Genomic DNA, 20657 nt, shown 5'->3' on the forward strand with positions numbered 1-20657 from the left:
GCCCCTAGGTCGCGGCCGACGTCGGACGCCCGGCCTCGACCGCCTCCCAGAGGGCGACCAGCTCGGCCCGGTCGGCCACGTGCCGCGGCTCGACGACCACGTCGTCGGCGACGAAGTAGAAGACCGCGTCGATGCTCTCGGCCGGCACCCCCCGGAAGCTCGCCCAGGCCTCGCGGTACAGGGCGAGCTGCAGCTGCCGGAGCTCGAGGTCGGCGGCGTCGACGGGCGCGGCGCCCGTCTTCCAGTCGACGACCTGCCAGCGCCCGTCGCGCTCGAAGACGGCGTCGATCTTGCAGATGACGGTGCGGCGACCGAGCGGCAGGTGCACCTCGAGCTCAACCTCGACCGGCTCGACGCCCGCCCACGGCGAGCGCTCGAACGTGCGCTGCAGCTCGACGAGGCGCCGCGCGTCGTCGGGGTCGACCAGGCCCGCCGTGCCGCCGACGCGCTCGTCGTCGAGGTCGATCTCGGTGGCCCAGGCGTCGAGGACCTCCGCTCGCCCCGTCGGCCGGTACCGCTCCTCCACCCACTCGTGGAAGAGGGTGCCGAGCCGGGTCGCCCGGTAGGGCCTCTCGGGCAGGGGGCGGCGCAGCGACGCCGCGACCGCGGCCGGGTCGCTGACGTAGTCCTTGAAGCGCGAGGCGGGGATGCGCTGCGGGAGGTCGATCGACCCCGCCCGCTCGCGGATGGCGTCGCGCTCGCGGAGCAGGAGGTCGATGTCGGCCGACCACGGTCCGTCGACGACGTCGGGGCGGTCGGGCTCGACCGCGCGGGCGGCGATCTCACGGCTGACCCGGGCCGCCGCTCCCTCGACGGCGGCCCGTCGCGGGCCGAGCGGGTCGATGGGCCAGGCGAGCTCCCGGGTCGTGTCGGCCAGGGGGTTCTCGTCGTCGTCGGGCAGCTCGGGCAGCGCGCCCGGGGGCAGGACCCCCGCGTCGACCAGCTCGCGCAGGTAGCGGCTCGCCGCCCGGGGCTTGACGGTGGTCGACCAGAACGACCCGCTCAGCAGGACGGCGTCGCGGGCCCGCGTGAGGGCCACGTAGGCGAGGCGCCTCTCCTCGGCGAGGTGCCGCTCGACGAGCTCGGCCCGGAACGCGGCGAGGCCCTGGTCGAACTCCTTCTGGTCGTCGACGCCCCGCCAGGCGAGCTGCGGCAGCTCGGCGGCGTCGCCGCGGAACTCGAACGGCAGCTCGCCGAAGCCGAGCCAGCCGACGCCTTCCCGCGAGGTGCCGGGGAGCTCCCCCTCGACGAGCCGCGGCACGGCCACGACGTCCCACTCGAGGCCCTTGGAGCCGTGGACGGTCAGCAGCTGCACGGTGCCGGGCTCGCCGTCCTCCGAGCGCGGGCCCATGTCGTCGCGTCGCTCGGCCGCCGCGAGCCAGGAGAGGAAGCCCCCGAGGGTCGCCGACTCGTCGGTGGCCACGTAGCCGGCCAGCTCGTCCTCCAGCGCCTGCAGCCAGGCTCCGCCGTGCCCCTGGCCGGTCGCGGCGCCGACCTCGACGTCGAGGAGCATCTCCTGCTGCACCAGGGTCACCAGGTCGACCAGGTCGAGACCGACGCGGCCGCGGAGGAAGGCGAGCTGCGAGCCGAGGCGCCGGAGACGCGCGAGCCCCTCGGGGCTGAACTCGGCGAGCTGGCGGTGGCCGTCGGGAGCTGTCGTCACGAAGTCGAGCGCGTCGACGATCGAGCCGTGCTCGCCCACGGCGACCGAGGCGCGGAAGCCCGCCGCGACGTCGTCGTCGAGCTGCTGCTGGGCGTGGTCGTGGGAGAAGAGCCACGACGACACCGACCGCAGCACGGCGATGTCGTGCAGCCCGACGCGCCACCGCGCGCCCGCCATCAGCCGGATCAGCTCGGAGCCCGCCGCGGGGTCGTGGAGCACGCGCAGGCACGACACCAGGTCGACGACCTCGGGCCGCTGCAGCAGGCCCCCGACGCCGAGCACGTGGTACGGGACGCCGCGGGCGGCGAGCGCCTCGACGAACGCCGGCACGGTCTTCTTCGACCGGAAGAGGATCGCCGCCGTCCGCGGCTCGGCACCCCCGTGCCGGGCCGGGTCGAGCTCCCGCTGGAGCCAGTGGGCCACGCGGTCCGCCTCGGCGGGCAGGGTCTGCTCGAAGACGACCTCGACCCGGCCCTCGGGCGCCGCGGGGCGCGGGCTGAGCTCGGCGACGGCGCCCTGGGCCGCCGCGGCCAGCTCGGCGACGACGGCGTTGGCCGCGTCGAGCACCCGCGAGGCGTTCCGCCAGCTCGTCGACAGGCTGTAGAGAGCGCCCGGCGCGGCCCCGAAGTCGACCGGGAACCGCCCCAGGTTGGCGGCGGAGGCGCCGCGGAAGCCGTAGATCGACTGGTGCGGGTCGCCGACCGCCATCACGCCTGTGCCGCCGAAGAGGCGCGAGAGGAGGGTCGTCTGCACCACGCTGGTGTCCTGGTACTCGTCGAGCAGCACCACCCGGAAGCGTGCGCGCAGCTCGGTCACCACGTCGGGCGCCGTCTCGCAGACCTCGAGCGCGAGCGCGACCTGGTCGGAGTACTCCACGAAGCCGCGGCGCGCCTTCTCGTCCGAGAAGGCCCTCGCCAGCTCGAGCAGCGGAGGGAGGGCGGCGACGGCCGCCACGGCGTCGACCACCGACTTGTACGGCGTGCCCTTCGTCGACGGCAGGCCCGCGAGGTCGAGGAACCGCTCGGCGAGGTCGGCCACGTCGGCCGCGTCGGCGACGTTCTCGCTCAGCGCGTGGCTGAGCCTGAGGACGGCCTCGGTGAGCGAGTCGACGCTGCGGCCGAGCCCGGCGAGGCGGTCGTCGGTGCTGGCGACGACCAGCGAGCGCGCCAGCTGCCAGGACGACGCCTCGCCGAGCACCTGGGCCTCGCTCTCGCGCCCGACCCGGAGGGCGTTGTCGCGGAAGATGCCGTTCGCGAAGGCGTTGTAGGTCGACACGGTCGGGGCGTCGAACGGGTCGACGTCGTCGCCGAGCAGCCCCGCGGCCGAGAGCTGCTGCACGCGGCGCTCGATCCGTTCGCCGAGCTCGCCCGCGGCCTTCCGGGTGAAGGTGAGGCCGAGCACCTCGGAGACCCCGACCAGGCCGTTGGCGAGCAGCCAGACGACGCGGTTCGCCATGGTCTCGGTCTTGCCGCTGCCGGCGCCCGCCACCACGAGGGCCGGCTCGAGGGGCGCCTCGATGACGGCCTGCTGCTCAGCCGTGGGGCGGGGCAGGCCGAGCACCTCGGCGATCTCGACGGCCGAGCGGAGACCCCCTGCGGGGGCGGCCGGGGCGCCCGTCGTCGGGGGCGGGGCGGCGACGCTCACGAGCTGACCTCCCCGACGACGTGGATGCGGCAGGTGCCGCCGTTGCGCCCCTCGCAGTGCTCGTCGAGCCGGGCCACGAACACGCGCCCGGCCATGCCCTCCGCGGCGTCGGTCACCCGGTCGCGGAAGCCCTGGAGGGTCTCGGCGTCGAACGGCGCCTGGGCGGGCTCGCGGTACAGCTTGCCGCGCACCCCCGACGAGACGATGACGAGCTTCGCGCCCCCGGGTGCCGTGCCCTCGGGCACCTCCTCGATCGCCCCGTCGGCGAGCGCGACCTGGTAGCTGCCGAGCTGGGGGTGCTCCGCCACGGCGCGCGGCGAGGTGGGCACGGCTCGACCGGTCTTGAGGTCGACGATGACGGCCGCGCCCTGGGCGGTGCGCTCGACGCGGTCGATCGCCCCGCGGAGCCGGGCCGGGCCGATGTCGAGGGTGAACGACGACTCGGCGGCGAGCAGCTCCGCCCCGGAGGCCTCGAAGTCGCGCAGGTACGACGACAGGCTCTCGGTCATCTGCCGGGCTCGTCTCTTCTCGGCCTCGGCGATCCACGGCGACTCGAACTCGAGCTCGCCCCAGCGCTCCTCGACCGCGGCCCAGAGCGACTCGACGTCGGTCGCCGTGGCGTGCTCCATCACGTCGTGCAGCACCGTGCCGAGGCCCATCGCCGCGCTCGGGGCGGAGCCGCCGAAGCGGTCGACGAACCAGTGCAGGGGGCACTCCTCGAACGAGCCGAGCTGCGACGGCGAGACGGGCACGTGCGTCTCGGGCACCGCGAGGTCGACGAGCGGGGCCGTCGTCGTGGGCTCGGCCAGGCCGTACCACTGCCCGGGGTGGGCCCCCGCGACACCGGCCTCGGCGAGCTGGGCGAGCCCCCGGGCCGCCGCGTCGCCGCGGACGCCCCTCGGCGTCGTCACGAGCGCGTGGCGCAGGTGGCCCACGAGCCCCCGCAGCGACAGCGGGTGACCGCCGGAGGCGCGGGGCACGTCGGCGGGCAGCAGGCGGGAGAAGACGGACGGCCCCTCGGCGTCGTCGGCCGTCCACGATACGACGACCTGGCGGCGCGCCCGCGACACCGTCAGCGCGAACATGCGGAGCTCGTCGCTGAGGACGCCGGCGCGCGCGTCGGTCGGCGCGGCCGGGGCGGGGCCGTCCAGCTCGCCCGCGCGCAGCCGCTCGGCGGCGTCGACGAGCTCGTCGGGCCCGAGGAGGGCGCCCCGCACGCGGAGGTTCGGCCAGACGCCCTCCTGCACCCGGGCCGCGACGACCACGTCGACCTCGACGCCCACGGCGGAGGCGGGGGTGCAGACGAGGACGGAGTCAGCCGAGGCCTGGGGCGACAGGGTGTCCTCCGGCACCTCCGCGTCGAGCAGGGCGTCGAGGAACCCCACGGCGGGCGCCTCGGGCGTGCGCTCGACGTACCGCTTGGCGGCGGTGAAGAGGGCGACGACGCCGTCGAGGTGGCGGTCGGCCTCGGCGGCGACGATGCCGCGCCCGGCCGACCGGGTCGACCACTCGGTCGCGAGGCCGCTGCGCTCCCACAGCCCCCAGAGGACCTCCTCGATGCTCGCGCCCTCGTCGGCCGCCCGCCGGGCGGCGTCGAGGCTGGCTGCGACCCGGCCGGCCCGGGCGGCCGGCCTCGAGTCGATCGTCACGAAGCGCCCGGGGGCGCCGAGGGCCTCCGCCAGCAGGGCGTCGGCCGATCGCGTGCCGCCGCCCGCGAGCTCCTCCGCCCGGAGGGCGAGGCGGAGGCGCCGGAGCGAGAGGGGGTCGAACCCGCCGAGCGGGCCGAGCAGCAGGTCGGCGGCCACGTCGGCCGTGAGCGGGTCACGACCGACCGCCACCGAGGCGGCGAGGAGGAGGTGCCGAGCCCCGTGCTCGTCGCGCACGGCCCGGCCCGCCACCGGGGTCCGTGTGGGCACCTCGGCGAGCTGGAGGCTGCGCGCGACCGAGGTCACCTGCCCGCCGCTGCGGACGACGACCATCATGCGCGCCCAGGGGACGCCGCGCAGGAGGTGGTGCTCGCGGAGCAGCCGGGCCACGCCCGACACCTCGTGAGCAGGGCTGTCGGCCTGCACGGTGACCACCGGCGGCACGTCGCGCCAGGGCCCCTCGTCCGCCGTCGGACCGGCGGCGTCGGCCGCGTGCTGCCGCCCGGCGGCGGCCGTGCCGATGCGGGCCGTGACCCGGCCGACGAGCTCGCGCAGGACGTCGTCGTGCCGGTGCACCCGGGCCAGCCAGAGGGTCTCGACCCGGTCGAGGCCGAGCCGCGGCGCGAGACGGCCGAGCACGTCGGGGCTGCCGCCGCGGAACGCCGTCGTGGCGAGGTCGGGGTCGCCGAGGGCGACGACCGCGACGCCGCGCCGCACCAGGGCGCGGAGGAGGACGACGGTCGACCGGGTGGCCTCCTGGGCGTCGTCGACGAGCACGACGCGGAGGCCGTCGACGGCGGGGGCCGTCTCGCCGCGGTCGAGGGCCGCCACGGCGAAGTCGACGAGCTCGGCCGAGTCGAGGCGGCGGCCGGCCAGGCCGTCGACGACCGCGTGGTACTCGTCGGCGAAGTCGGCGACGGCCCGCCAGGCGGGCCGGTCGAGCCGGTCGCCCAGCAGGCGGAGGTCGTCGCCCGACAGTCCCTGCTCGGTGGTGCGCATCAGGACCTCGCGCAGCTCGGTGCGGAAGCCGCGGAGCGCTCGCACGCGCGGGCCGAGCTCGTCGGGCCAGGCCGGCCCGCCGCCGTCGGCGAGGTGCCCCTCCAGCACGGCACGGACGATGCTGTCCTGGTCGCCGCCGGTGAGCAGCGTCGGCGGCACCTGCCCCGCGAGGCGCGCGGAGTGGCCGACGACGTCGAAGGCGAGGGAGGCGACGGTGCGCGCCAGGGGGCCCGGCGTCGGCACCTCGACGCGCGCGGCCAGGACGTCGCGGAGGCGCGTGGCCGTCGTGCGGGTCGGCGACAGCGCCAGCACGGAGCCGGGGGCCCAGCCCCGCCGCTGCAGGCGATCGACGACGAACTCGACGAGCGTGGTCGTCTTGCCGCTGCCCGGGGCGCCGATGACCGCGGCGGACGCCCCGTCGGCTAGCTCGAGCACGGCGCGCTGGGACGCGTCGAGCTCGACGACGCGCGCTGCGCGCTCGTCGTCGGTCACCGGTCGGAACGCCGTCGCCACCATGGGGTCGACGCTACCGGCCGCCACCGACGGAGCGCGCCGGCCGGGCTGCTTGCGCCCTCAGTGAACGGGCACGCCCGACCCGGCGCCGTCGGATATCGTGACGTCGTGGACATCAGAATCGGCATCGCCAACAGCCCCCGTGAGATCAGCTTCGAGACGTCGCAGAGCGCCTCCGACGTCGAGGCCGTGGTCGCCCAGGCCCTCGACGGCGGCAAGTCGTACGTCACCCTCTCCGACTCGAAGGGCAAGACCTACCTCGTCCCGACCGCGTCGCTCGCGTACGTCGAGGTCGGCTCGGAGGAGAGCCGTCGGGTCGGCTTCGTCGGCTGACCCCGTGGAGCTCCTCTTCGTCTGCCTCGGCGGCGCCCTGATCGGCTTCGTGCTGCACGCCGCCCTGCCCGCGCGCGACACGCGCGGCGTGCTGCTCGTGCCCGGCGTCGCGACGGTGGTCGCCGCCGTGGCGTGGGAGCTCCTCCTGCAGCTGGGCTGGCGGGCCGACGGCGGCTGGATCTGGGTCGTCTCGCTCGCCCTCCCGGCGGTGGCCGGCGCCCTCGTCGCCCGGGGCCTCGTCGCCCGGCGGCGCCGGGCCGATGCCGAGCTCTACCAGCGGGTGGTCGCGGGCGCCTGACCGGTGTGCGCCGGTCGCGGCCGTCCGCAGCCCACGGGCTCCGCTCGGCGGGAGACGGTCAGGCCGTGAGGCCGAGCGCGTCCATCCGGCGCGTGTGCGCGGCGATGAGCTCGGTGAAGACCGGCTCGAGGCGCTCGTCGTCGGCCGAGACGTGCGCGGCGTCGATCGCGGCGCGGGCCACGAGCAGGGTGTCGCCGACCAACCGTCGGCCCCAGAGCGCCAGCCGCGAGGCCAGGGCAGGGTCGTCGCCGATCGCCCGGGAGAGCTCCTCGACGATGACGGCCTGGTCGTCGCCGGCCTCCAGCACGCGGACGATGCGGTCGCGGGGGTCGCCGTCGAGCCCTGCCGCGAGCCGGACGAAGACGTCGTTGAGCAGGCCGGCTCCGACGTACGCGCCGAGCACGGCCTCCGACCAGTCGGTGCCCTCGATGCGTCGGCCGAAGTCGTCGACGGCCGCGACGTGCGGCTCCATCAGCTCGGTCGGGTCGTCGCCGCGACGACGGATCTCGGCCACGAGCCCGCGGTGACGGTCGAGGGTGCTGCCGGCGACGTGGCCCGTGACCTCCCGGGCGCGGACGCTCGGGGCGACGGCGGAGGCCCGGGCCAGCGACTCGAAGAGCGCCAGCTGGAGGTACGCGGCCTGCCCCAGGTAGACGGCGAGGTCGGGCGTGAAGTCGCCGAGCTCGACCCGGTTGACGGCGACCGGACGCGACGCGGGTCGCGGCCACTGGAGGGTCGGGACGCCGCGCTGTGACCTACGGCCCATCCATGACACCACGCCGTCATCCTACGGGGTCCGGAGGGGCGCTCGCCCCGACCGGCTAAACTCCTCGCATCCCCCTATATGAGACAGGGCAACACTTTGACATTCACAGACCTCGCGATCGACCCCGACATGGTCGACGCTCTGGCGTCGAAGGGGATCCTCGAACCTTTCCCCATCCAGACCCAGACGATCCCCCTCGCCCTCAGCGGCCAGGACATCATCGGCCAGGCCAAGACCGGCACCGGCAAGACCTTCGGCTTCGGCCTCCCCATCATCCAGCGCATCGGGCTCGACCCGGCCCCCGGCGTGAAGGTCCTCGTGGTCGTCCCGACCCGTGAGCTGTGCGTCCAGGTGGCCGACGACCTCGAGGTCGCCACCGCCAACCGCGCCACCAAGGTCGTGAGCATCTACGGCGGCAAGGCCTATGAGGGCCAGGTCGAGCAGCTCAAGGCCGGCGCGCAGATCGTGGTGGGCACCCCCGGGCGCCTCCTCGACCTGGCTGGCCAGCGCCTCCTCGACCTGAAGAACGTGCAGGAGGTCGTCCTCGACGAGGCCGACAAGATGCTCGACCTCGGGTTCCTCAGCGACATCGAGAAGATCTTCCAGCAGGTCCCGGCGACGCGCCACACGATGCTGTTCTCGGCGACGATGCCCGGGCCGATCGTGGCGCTCGCCCGTCGCTTCATGACGAAGCCGATCCACATCCGGGCGACCGACCCCGACGAGGGGCTGACGCAGGCGAACATCAAGCACGTCGTCTACCGGGCGCACTCGCTCGACAAGGACGAGGTCATCGCCCGCATCCTCCAGGCCGAGGGCCGCGGCAAGACCGTCGTCTTCACCCGCACGAAGCGCGCCGCCGCCAAGCTCGTCGAGGAGCTCACCGACCGCGGCTTCAACGCCGCCGCCGTGCACGGCGACCTCAACCAGGAGCAGCGCGAGCGCGCCATGGCCGCGTTCAAGGCCGGCAAGAAGGACATCCTGATCGCCACCGACGTCGCCGCCCGCGGCATCGACGTCAACGACGTCACGCACGTCATCAACCACACCGTGCCCGACGACCACGACACCTACCTGCACCGCGCCGGCCGCACCGGCCGCGCGGGCAAGACCGGCATCGCGGTGACCTTCGTCGACTGGGCCGACATGCACAAGTGGGCGCTCATCAACCGCGCGCTCGACATGGGCCAGCCCGAGCCGGTCGAGACGTACTCGTCGAGCCCGCACCTGTTCACCGACCTCGACATCCCGGCCGGCACCAAGGGTCGGCTCGCGTCCGCCCCGAAGGCGGCCGTCGACGGGGGCTCCACCGCTCCCCGCGAGCGTGCCGCCGGGGCGTCGCGCTCCCGCGGTCGCGGCGGCGACTCGGCCCGTGCCTCCGACGGCCAGGGCCGTGACGGCCAGGGGCGCTCCGGCGGCCGGGGCGGCCAGGCCCGTGACGGCCAGGCCCGCACCGAGGCCCCCCGCGAACAGGCTCCCGTCGACGGCGGCTCGGCCTCCACGACGGCCGAGGGCGACGCCCCTCGTCGTCGCAGCCGCGCTCGTCGTCGTCGCCCCGCGGGCGACGGCTCGGCGCCCGCCGCGCAGTAACGCTCCGCACATCGCCGAGAGCCCCCGTCGAGTTCGACGGGGGCTCTCGGTGCACCGGGGGGGAGTGCGGGAGTCGCGGGCCGGGTCAGCCCCGGACGGGCGCCCAGCCGGTGGCCGCCTCGACGATCCGCTCCAGCTGCTCGGGCGCCGTGCTGTTCTCGCCGAGCCGGTTGGGCTTCCCCTCGCCGTGGTAGTCGCTGGAGCCGGTGACGATGAGGTCGTGCCGGCGGGCCAGGGCGCGGAGGCGCTCTGCCCCCGCGTCGGTGTTCTCGCGGTGCGCGATCTCGACGCCCATCAGCCCGGCCTCGACGAGCTCGTCGAACGCCCGCTCGGGGATGTTCGTGCCGCGGCCGCGGGTCGCGGGGTGCGCGATGACGGGCACTCCCCCGGCCTCGCGGACGAGGCGCACGCCGAGCAGGGGGCTCGGCGCCTCGTGCGGCTCGTAGTAGCCCGAGCGCCAGTGCAGGATCCCGGCGAAGGCCGCGCTGCGGTCGGGGGCGAACCCCTTCGCCACGAGGGCGTCCGCGATGTGGGGCCGGCCGAGCGTCGCGCCGCTCGTCGACTGGGCGAGCACGTCGCCCCACGAGATGTCGTAGTCGGCGGCGATGCGCTCGACGATGCGCTCGGCCCGGTGGAGGCGGCTGTCGCGGAGCCTCGCCGTCTCGGCCACCAGGGCCGGGTCGGTCGGGTCGAAGAGGTAGGCGAGCATGTGCACGCTGTCGAGCCCCAGGCGGGTGCTGAGCTCCATGCCGGGGACGAGCGTGAGGCCGGTGCCCGCGACGGCCCGGGTCGCCTCCGACCAGCCGGCCGTGGAGTCGTGGTCGGTGAGGGCCACGGTGCCGAGCCCGGCCCGCACGGCGGCCGCGACGAGCTCGGCGGGGGTCTCGGTGCCGTCGGAGACGCTGCTGTGGGTGTGCAGGTCGATCGGACGGGAGGGCATCCTCCCATCGTAGGCGTCGCCCCCGGGCGTCGCCGTGGAGGGCCCCGTCACCTATGCTCGGCAGGGCCATGATCCGTCGTCTCGTCGCCCTCCTCCTCGTCCTCGCGGTCGCCGCCGCGCTGCTCCTCGCGCTCTGGCCCCAGGTGCTCGACCTGCAGCGCACCTGGCCGACCGCGCAGCTCGTGTCCTTCCGCGGCGCCGCCGCGGTCGTGGCCGCCGGCGCCGCCGTCGTGCTCTTCGTCGTGGCCCTGGTGGCCCGCCCGGTGCGCTCGCTCGCCTCGTCCGTCGCGGTGCTGCTGCTGGTCTTCGGGGCCGTCTCCGCCGGCTTCGTCGGTGCCCGGGGCCTCGGCCGTGACGACTTCGTCGAGGCGCAGCCGACCGACGTCACCGTGCTCGCCTGGAACACCCTGGGCGGGGCCCCGGGCGCCGACCGGATCGCCGCCCTGGCGGTCGAGGAGGGCGCCGAGGTCGTCAGCCTGCCCGAGACCGACGCCGAGACCGCGGCCGCCGTGGCGGCGGCCATGGAGGCGGCGGGCCTGCCCATGAGCGTGCTGACCGTCGCCTACGACGACGTGGCGAGCTCGAAGCCCACGTCGCTGCTCATCTCGACCGCCCTCGGGCAGTACGCGGTCGCCGTCGACGAGGCGGGCGTCGCCGTCGAGACGACTCCCCTGATGCCGTCCGTCGTCGCGACCCCCGTGTCGGGCACCGGCCCGACGATCGTGGCCGCGCACCCGCAGGCACCGACGCGCGACGACGTGCCGGCCTGGCGCGACGGCCTCACCGCCCTCGCCGACGCCTGCCGCACCGGCGACGTCATCATGGCGGGCGACTTCAACGCGACGGTCGACCACATGGCGGGCCTCGGCCGGGCCGGCGGCGCCCTGGGGCGGTGCCGCGACGCCGCGGTCTCGACCGCGAACGGCGGCCTGGGCACCTGGCCCGCCGACGTGGCTCCCCTGCTGGGCACCCCGATCGACCACGTCATGGCCACGCGCCAGTGGTACACCACCGGCTTCAAGGTCGTCACCGACCTCGACGACGCCGGCAGCGACCACCGCCCGGTCGTCGCACAGCTGAGCTCGACGGGCGCCTGAGGGGCTGACGGCGCCGGGCCCGATCGGGGAGAATGGCGGGCATGGCTGACGACACGGCGCCCCGCGCGACCACCAACCGATCCACCACCCCCGGGTCGGACCTCTTCCGCGACTACATCTCGTCGCAGTGGGCCGAGCACCCCGAGGTCCTCCCCGAGCCCCGCGAGGAGGCGCCGTGGGCCGCCGCCCGCCGGGCCCGGCTCTCCGCCCTGCACCCCGGGCAGCGGCTCGTCGTGCCGGCCGGGCAGGCGAAGGTCCGGTCGAACGACTGCGACTACCCCTTCCGCGCCCACTCGGGGTTCTCGCACCTGACCGGCTGGGGCGCCGACACCGTCCCCGGCTCGGTGCTCGTGCTCGAGCCCGTCGGCGACGGCCACGACGCGACCCTGTACTTCCGGGCCAGCGCCGGTCGCGACTCCGACGAGTTCTACGCGAACCCGGAGATCGGCGAGTTCTGGATCGGCCCGCGCCCGACCCTCGCCCAGGTCGGGGCCGACCTCGGCCTCGCCACCCGCGACCTGGCCGACTTCGAGGCCGTCGTCGGGCAGGTCGACGCCGACACGCTGCTCGTGCGCGAGGCCGACCCCGACCTCACGCGCCGCGTCGACGCCGTCCGCGACGAGGCCGACCTCGAGGCCCCCGCCTCCGAGCTGGCCGAGCGCGTCGAGCGCACCGACGACCTCGCCCGCGACCTCAGCGAGCTGCGGCTCGTCAAGGACGAGTGGGAGATCGCCCAGATGCGCCGGGCCGTCGCCGTGACCGGCGCCGGGTTCACCGACGTGATCGCCGACCTCGACGAGATCGTCGCACACCCGCGCGGCGAGCGCCTGGTCGAGGGCACCTTCAACCGCCGGGCCCGCGCCGACGGCAACACGGTCGGCTACGACACGATCGCCGCCTCCGGCGAGCACGCGTGCGTGCTGCACTGGACGCGCAACGACGGCGTCGTGCGCCCCGGCGACCTCATCCTGATCGACGCCGGCATCGAGCTCGAGAGCCTCTACACGGCCGACATCACCCGCACCCTCCCGGTCAGCGGCCGCTTCACCGACGTGCAGCGCCTGGTCTACGAGGCGGTGCTCGAGGCCGCCGACGCGGCGTTCGCGATCGTCCGCCCCGGCATCCGGTTCCGCGAGATCCACCAGGCCGCGATGCGGGTCATCGCCGAGCGGACGGCGGAGTGGGGCTTCCTGCCCGTCACCGCCGAGGAGGCGCTCGAGCCCGACGCCCAGCACCACCGTCGCTACATGGTGCACGGCACGAGCCACCACCTCGGCTTCGACGTGCACGACTGCGCCGCCGCCCGCCGGGAGCTCTACCTCGACGGCGTGCTGGAGCCCGGCATGGTCTTCACGATCGAGCCCGGACTGTACTTCCAGTCCGACGACCTGACCGTCCCGGCGGAGTTCCGCGGCGTCGGCGTGCGCATCGAGGACGACATCGTGGTCACGGCCGACGGCGCCGAGAACCTCTCGGTCGGCATCCCGCGCACGGTCGCCGAGGTCGAGGCCTGGGTCGCGCGCAGCTGACGACGCCCTGACGCTCCGCCCCGCCCACCGGGTCGGAGCACGACGGCCCCGGCCCCGAGAGGGACCGGGGCCGTCATGCGTCGGGGCGCGGCGGAGGCTACTCCTCGCCGTCCCTGTCGCCGTCGCGCGCGGTGCCGGTGCCCGTCGCCGCGCCTCCGGCCGGTCGTCGGCGCGCGGTGACCAGCACGACCGCGACGGCGACGAGCGCCAGCACGACGATGCCCACGGCGATGCCGATGACGACGCCGAGGTTCGCCGGGTCGTCGTCGGCGGCGGCACCGTCGGAGCTGCCCCCGTCGACGGCCGACGCCGACGCGTCGGAGTCGGGCTCGCCGGCCGTCGTGGTCTGCTCCGCGGTCGGGGTGCCGGCCACCTCGGGAGCGTCGGTCGCTCCGGTCGCCTCCCCCGCGCCTCCCGACGCGTCACAGACGGGCCGCTCGGCGGCCCCCGGCGCGGCCGTCGACCCGTCGGCCGGCTCGTAGCGGAACGGCACCGTGTCGGAGACCGTGTGGCCGTCCGCCGAGACGGCCTGGTACGTCAGCGTGTAGTCGCCCGCCCCGCCGAGGGCGACCCCGGTCGAGAGGACGGGGCCCGCCGTCGTCGAGCAGCCGTCCTCGTAGTGCAGGCCGGAGGCGTCGGTCACCTCGAGGACGTTCGACGAGCCCGTGCCCGAGAGGTCGAGCACGACGTCGCTGAAGGTGATCGACGCCGTGTCGATCGACGTCGTCAGGGTGGACCCGGCGGCGGGGTCGCTGGTCAGGACGTAGTCGTGCGCCTGCGCCGCGGCGGGGGCCAGGGCGAGCGCGGCCACCGCGCCGGCGGCGGCCACGAGCGCACCACGGCGGACGAGCCTCGAGGAGGCGCGGGGCGCGGTCGGCGCGGTGGCCCGGGTCATCGTCCGGTCACCGTGCCCTCGGCCGAGGTGCGCGGACGACGCGTGAGCGCGACCACGCTCAGCACCAGGGCGACCGCCCCGAGGGCGAGCCCTCCGATGCCGAGCGCCAGCGCGACGGTGCCGCTGTCGCCGGAGGACGACGTCGTGGTCACGGCCGCCTCGTCGGACGCCGTGTCGGCGCCCGCGTCGTGCGACGAGCCGTGTGCGTCGGCGGGCGGCGCGTCGTTCACGTACAGGACGGGGGCGGGGTGCTCCGGCTCCTCGCCCGACGCGGGCGTCTCGTCGGCCCAGTCGACGACCGTGCCGTCGGAGTAGTGCTGGTGCGCCGGCAGCAGCACCGAGCCGGTGTCGGGCACGGCGCCCGCCGAGATCACGAAGCGCTCGAACTGGCCGGGCGCGACCTGGACGCCGGGGTCGGCCGTCCAGGTCACCGAGGTGGGCGCCTCGGTGACGGTCGCGTCGCCGACCTCCACCGGCGAGGGCAGCGTCGACGTGGTGACCTCGGTCGTCCAGCCGGGCAGCGGCTCGTACGAGACCGAGGTGAACGGGGTGTCGGTCGGGAGGTCGACCACGAGCTGGACGGTGCCGGCCGTCGCCGACTCGTTCGGCACCTTGAAGGTGAGCGTGGCGTACGAGCCGGCGTCGGCCTGGCCGGGGTCGACGCGGACGTGGGCGGAGGCCGACAGCGGGGCGGCGAGGGCCAGCAGCGCGGCCGCTCCGAGCGCGGCGGCTCCGCGGGCGGCGACGGCGCCGCGGCGCGAGGTGCGGGCGGTGCGGGACGAGGTGCGGGTGGTGGTGCGGTGGGTCACGAGGGTGTCCTGTCTCGGTGCGCGGTGCGCGACCGGGTCGTCGAGGTGCACGAGGGGCCCCGCCGCGAGCGGGGGCGTCGTGCGGCTCCGTCGACGGGCGTCGAGGGAGCGCGGGCTCAGGCGACGACGGGCGGACCGCGGCGGGGACGCGCGGTGAGGAAGACCAGGGGCGCGGGGCGCCGGGTGGCGACCTCCGTGACCGGCACGACCCGCGACTCCGGCACGGAGGCCGTGCCCGCGAGCAGGAGCCTCACGACGGTGAGACGACGCGCGGCGAGGCGCACGAGGCGGTCCGCGCACCGGGCCCCGTGGCGGAGGCCGAGGACGGTGAGGAGGGCAGCGAGGCCGTGCGCGAGCCACATCGTCGACGACGACATCGCCATGACGTGGTCGGCGCCGGCCGACGTCGCGACGCGGGAGGCGCCGTCGACGGCGGCCGTGAGCACGAGCGGGCCGTGGTGGCCCCCGGAGGCCGTCGGCCCCTGGCCCGCCGCCGGGGCGCCGACGGTGAAGAGCAGGTGGAAGGCGAGCTGGCTGAGGGCGACGGCCGGCAGGAGGCGCGTGGTCGACACCCGCCCGCGGGCCAGCGCGACGCAGAGGGGCACGCTGAAGGCCAGCGCGAGCACGACGCCGAGCAGCCCGGGTCGTTCGCCGCCGCCGGCGACGTGCGAGAAGGCGGCGACCACGACGGAGAAGCCGGCGGTGAGCCAGCCGCGGAGGAACCGCGTCCATCGGGTCGTCGTCACGTCGGTCTCTCGCTCGGGGGGGGGGGGCGTGCAGAGGCGCGCCGGGGCGGGTGCCCGCGCGGCGCAGGGTCAAGGATACAGAGCCCCGCCGGGAGCGGAGCCGCGGGAGGCCGGAGGAGGATGCCGGCGCCGGGGGCGGGAGGCCGGAGGCCCGGCCCGCCTCAGCGCCCGGCGTCGGGCCGGGAGAGGATCTCGCGGGCGCGGTGGCTGACGCCCGGGTCGACGACGATCTGGTAGCTGCGGGCGAGCACCTGGTGGGTGGAGGTGAAGTCGCGGCGCCGACGGCTCACCGCGAAGCTGGCGAGGCCGTAGAGCATGCCGAAGCCGGCGCCGATCAGGGCGGCGGCCACGACGGTGGTCACGGTCGCCGTCTCGGGCGAGAAGAGCAGCATCACGAGGCCGAAGAACACCCCGAGCCAGAGCCCGGTCACCGCGCCGGCGAGCGCCGCGCGGCCGTAGCTCATGCGACCCGTCACCCGCTCGACGGTCGTGAGCTCGTTGCCGATGATCGCGAGCTGCTTGATCGGGAACTCGGCGTGCGACAGCTTCTCGACGACCGCCTGGGCCTCGGGGTAGCTGTCGTAGGTGCCGAGCACGTCGCCCCGGGGGACGGTCGGCGGACCGGCCGAGCGGCGGGCCAGGGGGCTCTGGTTCGTCATGCCTGGATTACATCACGGGCCCGACCGGCGAGCGGCTAACGTGGACGGGTGAGCGCCACCAGAGTCTTCGTCGCCCGTCTCGCCGGGTGCTCCGTCTTCGACCCCGCCGGCGACAAGGTGGGCAAGGTCCGCGACGTGCTCGTCGTCTACCGCGGCTCGGGCGCGCCCCGCGTCGTCGGCCTGATCGTCGAGGTGCCCGGCAAGCGGCGCGTCTTCGTCAGCATCGGCCGGGTGACGAGCATCGGGTCGGGCCAGATCATCACGAACGGCGTGATCACGCTGCGCCGGTTCGAGCAGCGCGGCGGCGAGACGCGCGTCATCGCCGAGATGCTCGGCCGCAAGGTCACGCTGCTCCGCGACGGCGGCCACGCCACCGTCGAGGACGTCGCGATCGACGAGGTCTCCGAGGGCGACTGGGAGATCGGCCAGCTCTTCCTCCGCAAGCCCAAGGCGACGCCGTCGCCCTTCGGCAAGGGCCCCACCGTCTTCGCCGCGTGGGACGAGGTGTCGGAGGACGCCGAGACCGGCGAGGCCCAGAGCGCCGAGCACCTCATCGCCGCGTACTCCGACCTGCTGCCCGCCGACCTCGCGAACACCCTGCTCGACCTCACGGCCGAGCGGCGCCTCGAGGTGGCCTCCGAGCTCTCCGACGACCGTCTGGCCGACGTACTGGAGGAGCTGCCCGAGAACGAGCAGGTCGAGATCTTCGCGCAGCTCGACGACCAGCGCGCGGCCGGCGTGCTCGACCACATGCAGCCCGACGACGCCGCCGACCTCATGTCGCAGCTCGGCGAGCAGCGCAAGGAGCACCTGCTCGGGCTGATGGAGCCCGACGAGGCCGACGACGTCCGCATGCTGCTGAGCTACGACGCCGACACGGCCGGCGGTCTGATGACCACCGAGCCGGTGATCGTCTCCGCCGACGCGACGGTGGCCGAGGGGCTCGCCCTCATCCGCCGCCACGAGCTCGCCCCCGCGCTCGGCGCGGCGGTCTGCGTCACCCTGCCGCCCTACGAGCCGCCCACCGGCAGGTTCCTCGGCATGGTGCACTTCCAGCGCATGCTCCGCTACCCGCCGAACGAACGGCTCGGCACGCTGCTCGACCAGCAGCTCGAGCCGGTCAGGGTCGACGCGACCGCCCTCGAGGTGACGCGCGTCATGGCGACGTACAACCTCGTCTCCGTGCCCGTCGTCGACGCCGCCCACCGTCTGGTCGGGGTGGTGACCATCGACGACGTCCTCGACCACGTGCTGCCCGACGACTGGCGCAGCCAGGATCCCGACCAGCCCCTGGGCAGGTCGCGCCCCCGCGCCCGACGAGCACCGCTGACCACGACCACGAGGAGGACACCCGGTGGCACGCGATAACCGCAGCACGGTCCGCCTCGACTCCCCCAAGGGCCTCCGCACCCGGGTGCTGCCCGGTCGCCAGCGCGTCAGCCGCGACCGGTTCGGCCGCGCCACCGAGGCGATCGCCCGCGCGATGGGCACGCCGCAGTTCCTGATCGCGCTCACGCTCTTCTGCGTGGCGTGGATGGGCTACAACGTGCTGGCCCCCGAGAGCTGGCGCTTCGACAGCGCCGCGATCGGCTTCACGGCGCTCACCCTCATCCTGTCGCTGCAGGCCTCGTACGCGGCGCCGCTCATCCTGCTCGCGCAGAACCGGCAGGACGACCGCGACCGCGTGCAGTTCGAGCAGGACCGCCAGCGGGCCGAGCGCAACCTCGCCGACACCGAGTACCTCGCCCGCGAGGTGGTCGCGCTCCGCATCGCGATCCGCGACATGGCCAGCAAGGACTTCATCCGCGCCGAGCTGCGCTCGCTGCTCGAGGAGCTCGACCGTCGCGACGCCGACGAGCACGCGGTCGACCGTGCCGGCGACCACGCGGCCGACGCCCGTGGCTGACGCCGCCGGCCTCGTCGAGCGCGTGCACGGCGCGCTCGGCCGGGTGCTCGACCCCGAGATCCGTCGCCCCGTGACGGAGCTCGACATGATCGGCGACGTCGTGGTCGACGAGGGAGGCGCGGCGACGGTCTCCGTGAAGCTCACGATCGTGGGCTGCCCGGCCGCCGACACCATCGAGCGCGACGTCCGCGAGGCGACCGCCTCCGTCGAGGGCGTCACCGCGGTGACGGTCGACGTGACGGTGATGACCGCGACCGAGCGCCACGCCCTCACCGAGAAGCTCCGGGCGGGCCGCGCCGCGAGGGGCATGCAGTTCGGCCCCGAGACCCTCACGCGCGTCTACGCCGTCACGAGCGGCAAGGGCGGCGTCGGCAAGTCGACCCTGACCGCCAACCTCGCCGTCGCCCTCGCCGCGCGCGGCCTGGCGGTCGGCATCGTCGACGCCGACGTCTACGGCTTCAGCATCCCGGGCCTGCTCGGCCTCGTCGACGCGGACGGCGCCTCCGTGAAGCCCACGCGCGTCGACGACATGATCCTGCCTCCCGTGGCCCACGGGGTGAAGGTGATCTCGATCGGCATGTTCGTCGACGACACCTCGACGGCCGTCGCCTGGCGCGGGCCGATGCTGCACCGCACCATCCAGCAGTTCCTCACCGACGTCTTCTTCGGCGACCTCGACGTCCTGCTGCTCGACCTCCCGCCGGGCACCGGCGACGTCGCCATCTCGGTCGGCCAGCTGCTGCCGCACGCCGAGGTGCTCGTCGTGACGACGCCGCAGCCTGCGGCGGCCGACGTCGCCGAGCGCAGCGGCCTCGTGGCCCGGCAGACCGGCCAGCGCCTCCTCGGGGTCGTCGAGAACATGGCGGGCCTGCCCCAGCCCGACGGATCGGTGCTCGAGCTCTTCGGCTCGGGCGGCGGCGCGGAGACGGCCCGGCGCCTGTCGGCCGGTCAGGAGGCCGAGGTGCCGCTGCTCGTCAGCGTGCCCCTCAGCCTCGAGCTGCGGCAGGGCGGCGACGACGGACGGCCGGTGGTGCTGTCGAGCCCCGGTGACCCCGCGGCACGGGCCGTCGACGCCCTGGCGGCTCAGCTGGCCGTGCGCGGCCGGGGGCTCGCGGGCCGCAAGCTCGGCCTCAGCGTCAGCTGACGACGCCCGGACGGCGTGCGCTCACGGAGCCTGGCCGGCGTCAGCTGACCGGGCCCGGACGCACGACAGGGGCGCCCCGCTCGTGCGGGACGCCCCTGCAGGGCGGTGGGTGTCGACGCGCCCCTCGGGGCGGCGCGTCGGCGCCCGGCGCGGGCTAGGACCAGCGCTGGTACGTCTTGGTGGGGATGGCGCGGAAGCCGTCGCGGGCGACCGAGACGACCGACCCGACGATGCCGACGAGGGCGGCGGCGGCGAGGACGATGATTCCGATGAACATGACTACTTCTTTCTCGGCGCGGTTCGTCGCGCGGTTCTGGGGAGGTGCGGGCCGACGACGGCAGGGCCGTCGTCGGGTGCTGACGCAGGCTGGACACCCACGGGCCCGGACCGTTCTTGCGCGGCTCGGGAGCGGGTGGCCCACCTGCGTCGATGCCGGCACTCGGGACCAGGTCGACCGAGTGGGGAGCGCATGGGGTCGCTCCGGACTCTTCTATGATGCGCCCGGAGATGCCTAAGCACAATCACTCTTTGCTACCGGAACAGCGTAGTCTAGCTACATGGACGTCAAGCGCCTCGAACTGCTCCGCGAGCTCGCCGAGCGCGGCAGCATCGCCGCCGTCGCCAAGGCGACCCACCGCACCCCCTCGGCCGTCTCGCAGCAGCTCAAGGTGCTCGAGAAGGAGGCGGGCGTCGCCCTGACCGAGCGGGTGGGCCGCGGCGTCGTGCTGACCGGCTCCGGCCGGGTGCTGGCGCAGACGGCCACCGACGTCGCCGTCGCCCTCGAGCGGGCCCAGGCGGTCTGGACCGACTTCGTCGCGACCCCCCAGGGCGAGGTCACCCTCGCGACCTTCCCCACGGGGGGCCAGATGCTGCTGCCCGGCCTGCTCCGCACCGTCGCCGAGACCCCCGGCCTCGTCGTGGTGGCCACCGACCACGACCCGTCCATCCTCGAGTTCGCCGACCTCGCGGCCGACCACGACGTCGTCGTCGCGCACTCCCCCGACGGGCGCGCCTGGCGAGGCCGCGGCCTCGTGACGGTGCCGCTGCTCACCGAGCCCCTCGACATCGCGCTGCCGGCCGACCACCGGCTCGCGCAGCGCGCCTCCCTCTCGCCCGGCGACCTCGAGGGCGAGGCCTGGATCGGCGTGCCCACCGACTTCCCGTTCGAGTGGGTCTACCGCGAGATCGAGCGCGTCACGGGCAGCCCCGTCCGCGTCACGCAGCGCTTCAGCGACACGAAGGTGACCGAGGCCCTGGTCGGCGCGGGCCTCGGCATCGCCGTCCTGCCCCGGTTCACCGCGAAGGAGGCGCGGGACGACATGGTCCTGCTGCCCCTGGAGAGCATCCGCGCCGTCCGCTACGTCTCGGTGCTGATGCGCCGGGACCGCGCCGAGCGCCCGTCCGTCCGTCGGGTCGTGGACGCCCTGCGCGCGGAGGCGTCACGGGTCGCGGCGCTGCACGGCGGCGTCTAGCGACACCC

18 protein-coding genes are annotated in these 20657 nt (G+C 75.3%); 9 read left to right on the forward strand and 9 right to left on the reverse strand.

The genetic code is table 11. The annotated features are described in order from the left end of the window. Nucleotides 1-4: 4 nt before the first annotated feature. Both IFT45_RS00820 and IFT45_RS00825 read right to left on the reverse strand, forming a co-directional pair. A complete protein-coding gene (locus IFT45_RS00820) occupies nucleotides 5-3307 on the reverse strand; it encodes a UvrD-helicase domain-containing protein (RefSeq protein WP_192126212.1) in 3303 nt (1100 codons plus the stop codon). Continuing rightward, nucleotides 3304-6468 (reverse strand): UrvD/REP family ATP-dependent DNA helicase, encoded by a 3165-nt coding sequence (locus IFT45_RS00825; RefSeq protein WP_192126214.1) that lies wholly within the window; start codon nucleotides 6466-6468, stop codon nucleotides 3304-3306. Before IFT45_RS00825 ends, IFT45_RS00820 begins: the two co-directional genes overlap by 4 nt. 105 nt (nucleotides 6469-6573) lie before the next feature. On the opposite strand from IFT45_RS00825, the gene IFT45_RS00830 reads away from it, so the two are divergent. Both IFT45_RS00830 and IFT45_RS00835 read left to right on the forward strand, forming a co-directional pair. After that, nucleotides 6574-6798 carry a DUF3107 domain-containing protein gene (locus tag IFT45_RS00830; RefSeq protein ID WP_056056541.1) on the forward strand — a complete coding sequence of 75 codons (225 nt, stop codon included), beginning with the start codon at nucleotides 6574-6576 and terminating at the stop codon, nucleotides 6796-6798. Nucleotides 6799-6802: 4 nt separating this feature from the next. Further along, complete coding sequence (locus IFT45_RS00835) at nucleotides 6803-7096, forward strand: hypothetical protein (RefSeq protein WP_185233289.1); 294 nt, start codon at nucleotides 6803-6805, stop codon at nucleotides 7094-7096. Nucleotides 7097-7154: 58 nt separating this feature from the next. Here the strand turns inward: IFT45_RS00835 and IFT45_RS00840 are convergent, their stop codons facing one another. Beyond that, a complete protein-coding gene (locus IFT45_RS00840; RefSeq protein ID WP_082514527.1) occupies nucleotides 7155-7874 on the reverse strand; it encodes a ferritin-like fold-containing protein in 720 nt (239 codons plus the stop codon). A gap of 84 nt (nucleotides 7875-7958) precedes the next feature. Here IFT45_RS00840 and IFT45_RS00845 point away from each other — a divergent pair, with 84 nt between their 5' ends. Beyond that, a complete protein-coding gene (locus IFT45_RS00845; RefSeq protein WP_185233291.1) occupies nucleotides 7959-9452 on the forward strand; it encodes a DEAD/DEAH box helicase in 1494 nt (497 codons plus the stop codon). 85 nt (nucleotides 9453-9537) lie between these two features. Here IFT45_RS00845 and IFT45_RS00850 read toward each other — a convergent pair whose 3' ends face one another. Beyond that, nucleotides 9538-10392: a PHP domain-containing protein gene (locus IFT45_RS00850; RefSeq protein ID WP_056058858.1), complete on the reverse strand. Its 855-nt coding sequence runs from the start codon at nucleotides 10390-10392 to the stop codon at nucleotides 9538-9540. Nucleotides 10393-10460: 68 nt separating this feature from the next. Between IFT45_RS00850 and IFT45_RS00855 the strand changes: the two genes are divergently transcribed. Further along, nucleotides 10461-11489: an endonuclease/exonuclease/phosphatase family protein gene (locus tag IFT45_RS00855; RefSeq protein WP_244634312.1), complete on the forward strand. Its 1029-nt coding sequence runs from the start codon at nucleotides 10461-10463 to the stop codon at nucleotides 11487-11489. Nucleotides 11490-11530: 41 nt separating this feature from the next. After that, nucleotides 11531-13018 carry an aminopeptidase P family protein gene (locus IFT45_RS00860; protein ID WP_192126216.1) on the forward strand — a complete coding sequence of 496 codons (1488 nt, stop codon included), beginning with the start codon at nucleotides 11531-11533 and terminating at the stop codon, nucleotides 13016-13018. Nucleotides 13019-13115: 97 nt separating this feature from the next. On the opposite strand, the gene IFT45_RS00865 is transcribed toward IFT45_RS00860, so the two are convergent. The 4 genes from IFT45_RS00865 to IFT45_RS00875 form a co-directional block, all read right to left on the reverse strand. After that, the gene (locus IFT45_RS00865) at nucleotides 13116-13913 is read right to left on the reverse strand and encodes a copper resistance CopC family protein (protein ID WP_192126218.1); all 798 of its coding nucleotides are present in this window, start codon (nucleotides 13911-13913) and stop codon (nucleotides 13116-13118) included. Beyond that, nucleotides 13910-14722, reverse strand: a complete 813-nt coding sequence (locus IFT45_RS16840; RefSeq protein ID WP_370543617.1) for a YcnI family protein — start codon at nucleotides 14720-14722, stop codon at nucleotides 13910-13912. The genes IFT45_RS00865 and IFT45_RS16840 overlap by 4 nt, the downstream gene beginning before the upstream one ends. Before the next feature lie 116 nt (nucleotides 14723-14838). Continuing rightward, nucleotides 14839-15468: a hypothetical protein gene (locus IFT45_RS16845; RefSeq protein ID WP_056056547.1), complete on the reverse strand. Its 630-nt coding sequence runs from the start codon at nucleotides 15466-15468 to the stop codon at nucleotides 14839-14841. A gap of 161 nt (nucleotides 15469-15629) precedes the next feature. After that, nucleotides 15630-16127 (reverse strand): general stress protein, encoded by a 498-nt coding sequence (locus tag IFT45_RS00875; protein WP_056056548.1) that lies wholly within the window; start codon nucleotides 16125-16127, stop codon nucleotides 15630-15632. A 48-nt stretch (nucleotides 16128-16175) separates the two neighbouring features. On the opposite strand from IFT45_RS00875, the gene IFT45_RS00880 reads away from it, so the two are divergent. The 3 genes from IFT45_RS00880 to IFT45_RS00890 are packed head-to-tail and all read left to right on the forward strand — an operon-like array spanning nucleotide 16176 to nucleotide 19177. Beyond that, complete coding sequence (locus IFT45_RS00880; RefSeq protein WP_056056549.1) at nucleotides 16176-17495, forward strand: magnesium transporter MgtE N-terminal domain-containing protein; 1320 nt, start codon at nucleotides 16176-16178, stop codon at nucleotides 17493-17495. Continuing rightward, entirely contained in the window at nucleotides 17482-18033 is a 552-nt protein-coding gene (locus IFT45_RS00885; RefSeq protein ID WP_056056550.1) for a DUF1003 domain-containing protein, read from the forward strand. The genes IFT45_RS00880 and IFT45_RS00885 overlap by 14 nt, the downstream gene beginning before the upstream one ends. Continuing rightward, the gene (locus IFT45_RS00890; protein ID WP_056058867.1) at nucleotides 18026-19177 is read left to right on the forward strand and encodes an Mrp/NBP35 family ATP-binding protein; all 1152 of its coding nucleotides are present in this window, start codon (nucleotides 18026-18028) and stop codon (nucleotides 19175-19177) included. The genes IFT45_RS00885 and IFT45_RS00890 overlap by 8 nt, the downstream gene beginning before the upstream one ends. Before the next feature lie 154 nt (nucleotides 19178-19331). On the opposite strand, the gene IFT45_RS17395 is transcribed toward IFT45_RS00890, so the two are convergent. Continuing rightward, nucleotides 19332-19454, reverse strand: coding sequence for a hypothetical protein (locus IFT45_RS17395; protein WP_255354162.1), 123 nt, complete (start codon nucleotides 19452-19454; stop codon nucleotides 19332-19334). A 280-nt stretch (nucleotides 19455-19734) separates the two neighbouring features. Here IFT45_RS17395 and IFT45_RS00895 point away from each other — a divergent pair, with 280 nt between their 5' ends. Beyond that, nucleotides 19735-20649, forward strand: a complete 915-nt coding sequence (locus IFT45_RS00895) for a LysR family transcriptional regulator (protein ID WP_056056551.1) — start codon at nucleotides 19735-19737, stop codon at nucleotides 20647-20649. Nucleotides 20650-20657: the final 8 nt, after the last annotated feature.

Origin of the sequence: Frigoribacterium sp. CFBP 13707 (assembly GCF_014842245.1) — a bacterium.
Classification (GTDB): Bacteria; Actinomycetota; Actinomycetes; order Actinomycetales; family Microbacteriaceae; genus Frigoribacterium; species Frigoribacterium endophyticum.

Bases quoted from the DNA above. Each gene is read 5' to 3' on its own strand.
- IFT45_RS00825 (WP_192126214.1), bottom strand. From the start codon at position 6,468: ATGGTGGCGACGGCGTTCCGACCGGTGACCGACGACGAGCGCGCAGCG.
- IFT45_RS00850 (WP_056058858.1), bottom strand. From the start codon at position 10,392: ATGCCCTCCCGTCCGATCGACCTGCACACCCACAGCAGCGTCTCCGAC.
- IFT45_RS00855 (WP_244634312.1), top strand. From the start codon at position 10,461: ATGATCCGTCGTCTCGTCGCCCTCCTCCTCGTCCTCGCGGTCGCCGCC.
- IFT45_RS00860 (WP_192126216.1), top strand. From the start codon at position 11,531: ATGGCTGACGACACGGCGCCCCGCGCGACCACCAACCGATCCACCACC.
- IFT45_RS00865 (WP_192126218.1), bottom strand. From the start codon at position 13,913: ATGACCCGGGCCACCGCGCCGACCGCGCCCCGCGCCTCCTCGAGGCTC.
- IFT45_RS00875 (WP_056056548.1), bottom strand. From the start codon at position 16,127: ATGACGAACCAGAGCCCCCTGGCCCGCCGCTCGGCCGGTCCGCCGACC.
- IFT45_RS17395 (WP_255354162.1), bottom strand. From the start codon at position 19,454: ATGTTCATCGGAATCATCGTCCTCGCCGCCGCCGCCCTCGTCGGCATC.
- IFT45_RS00895 (WP_056056551.1), top strand. From the start codon at position 19,735: ATGGACGTCAAGCGCCTCGAACTGCTCCGCGAGCTCGCCGAGCGCGGC.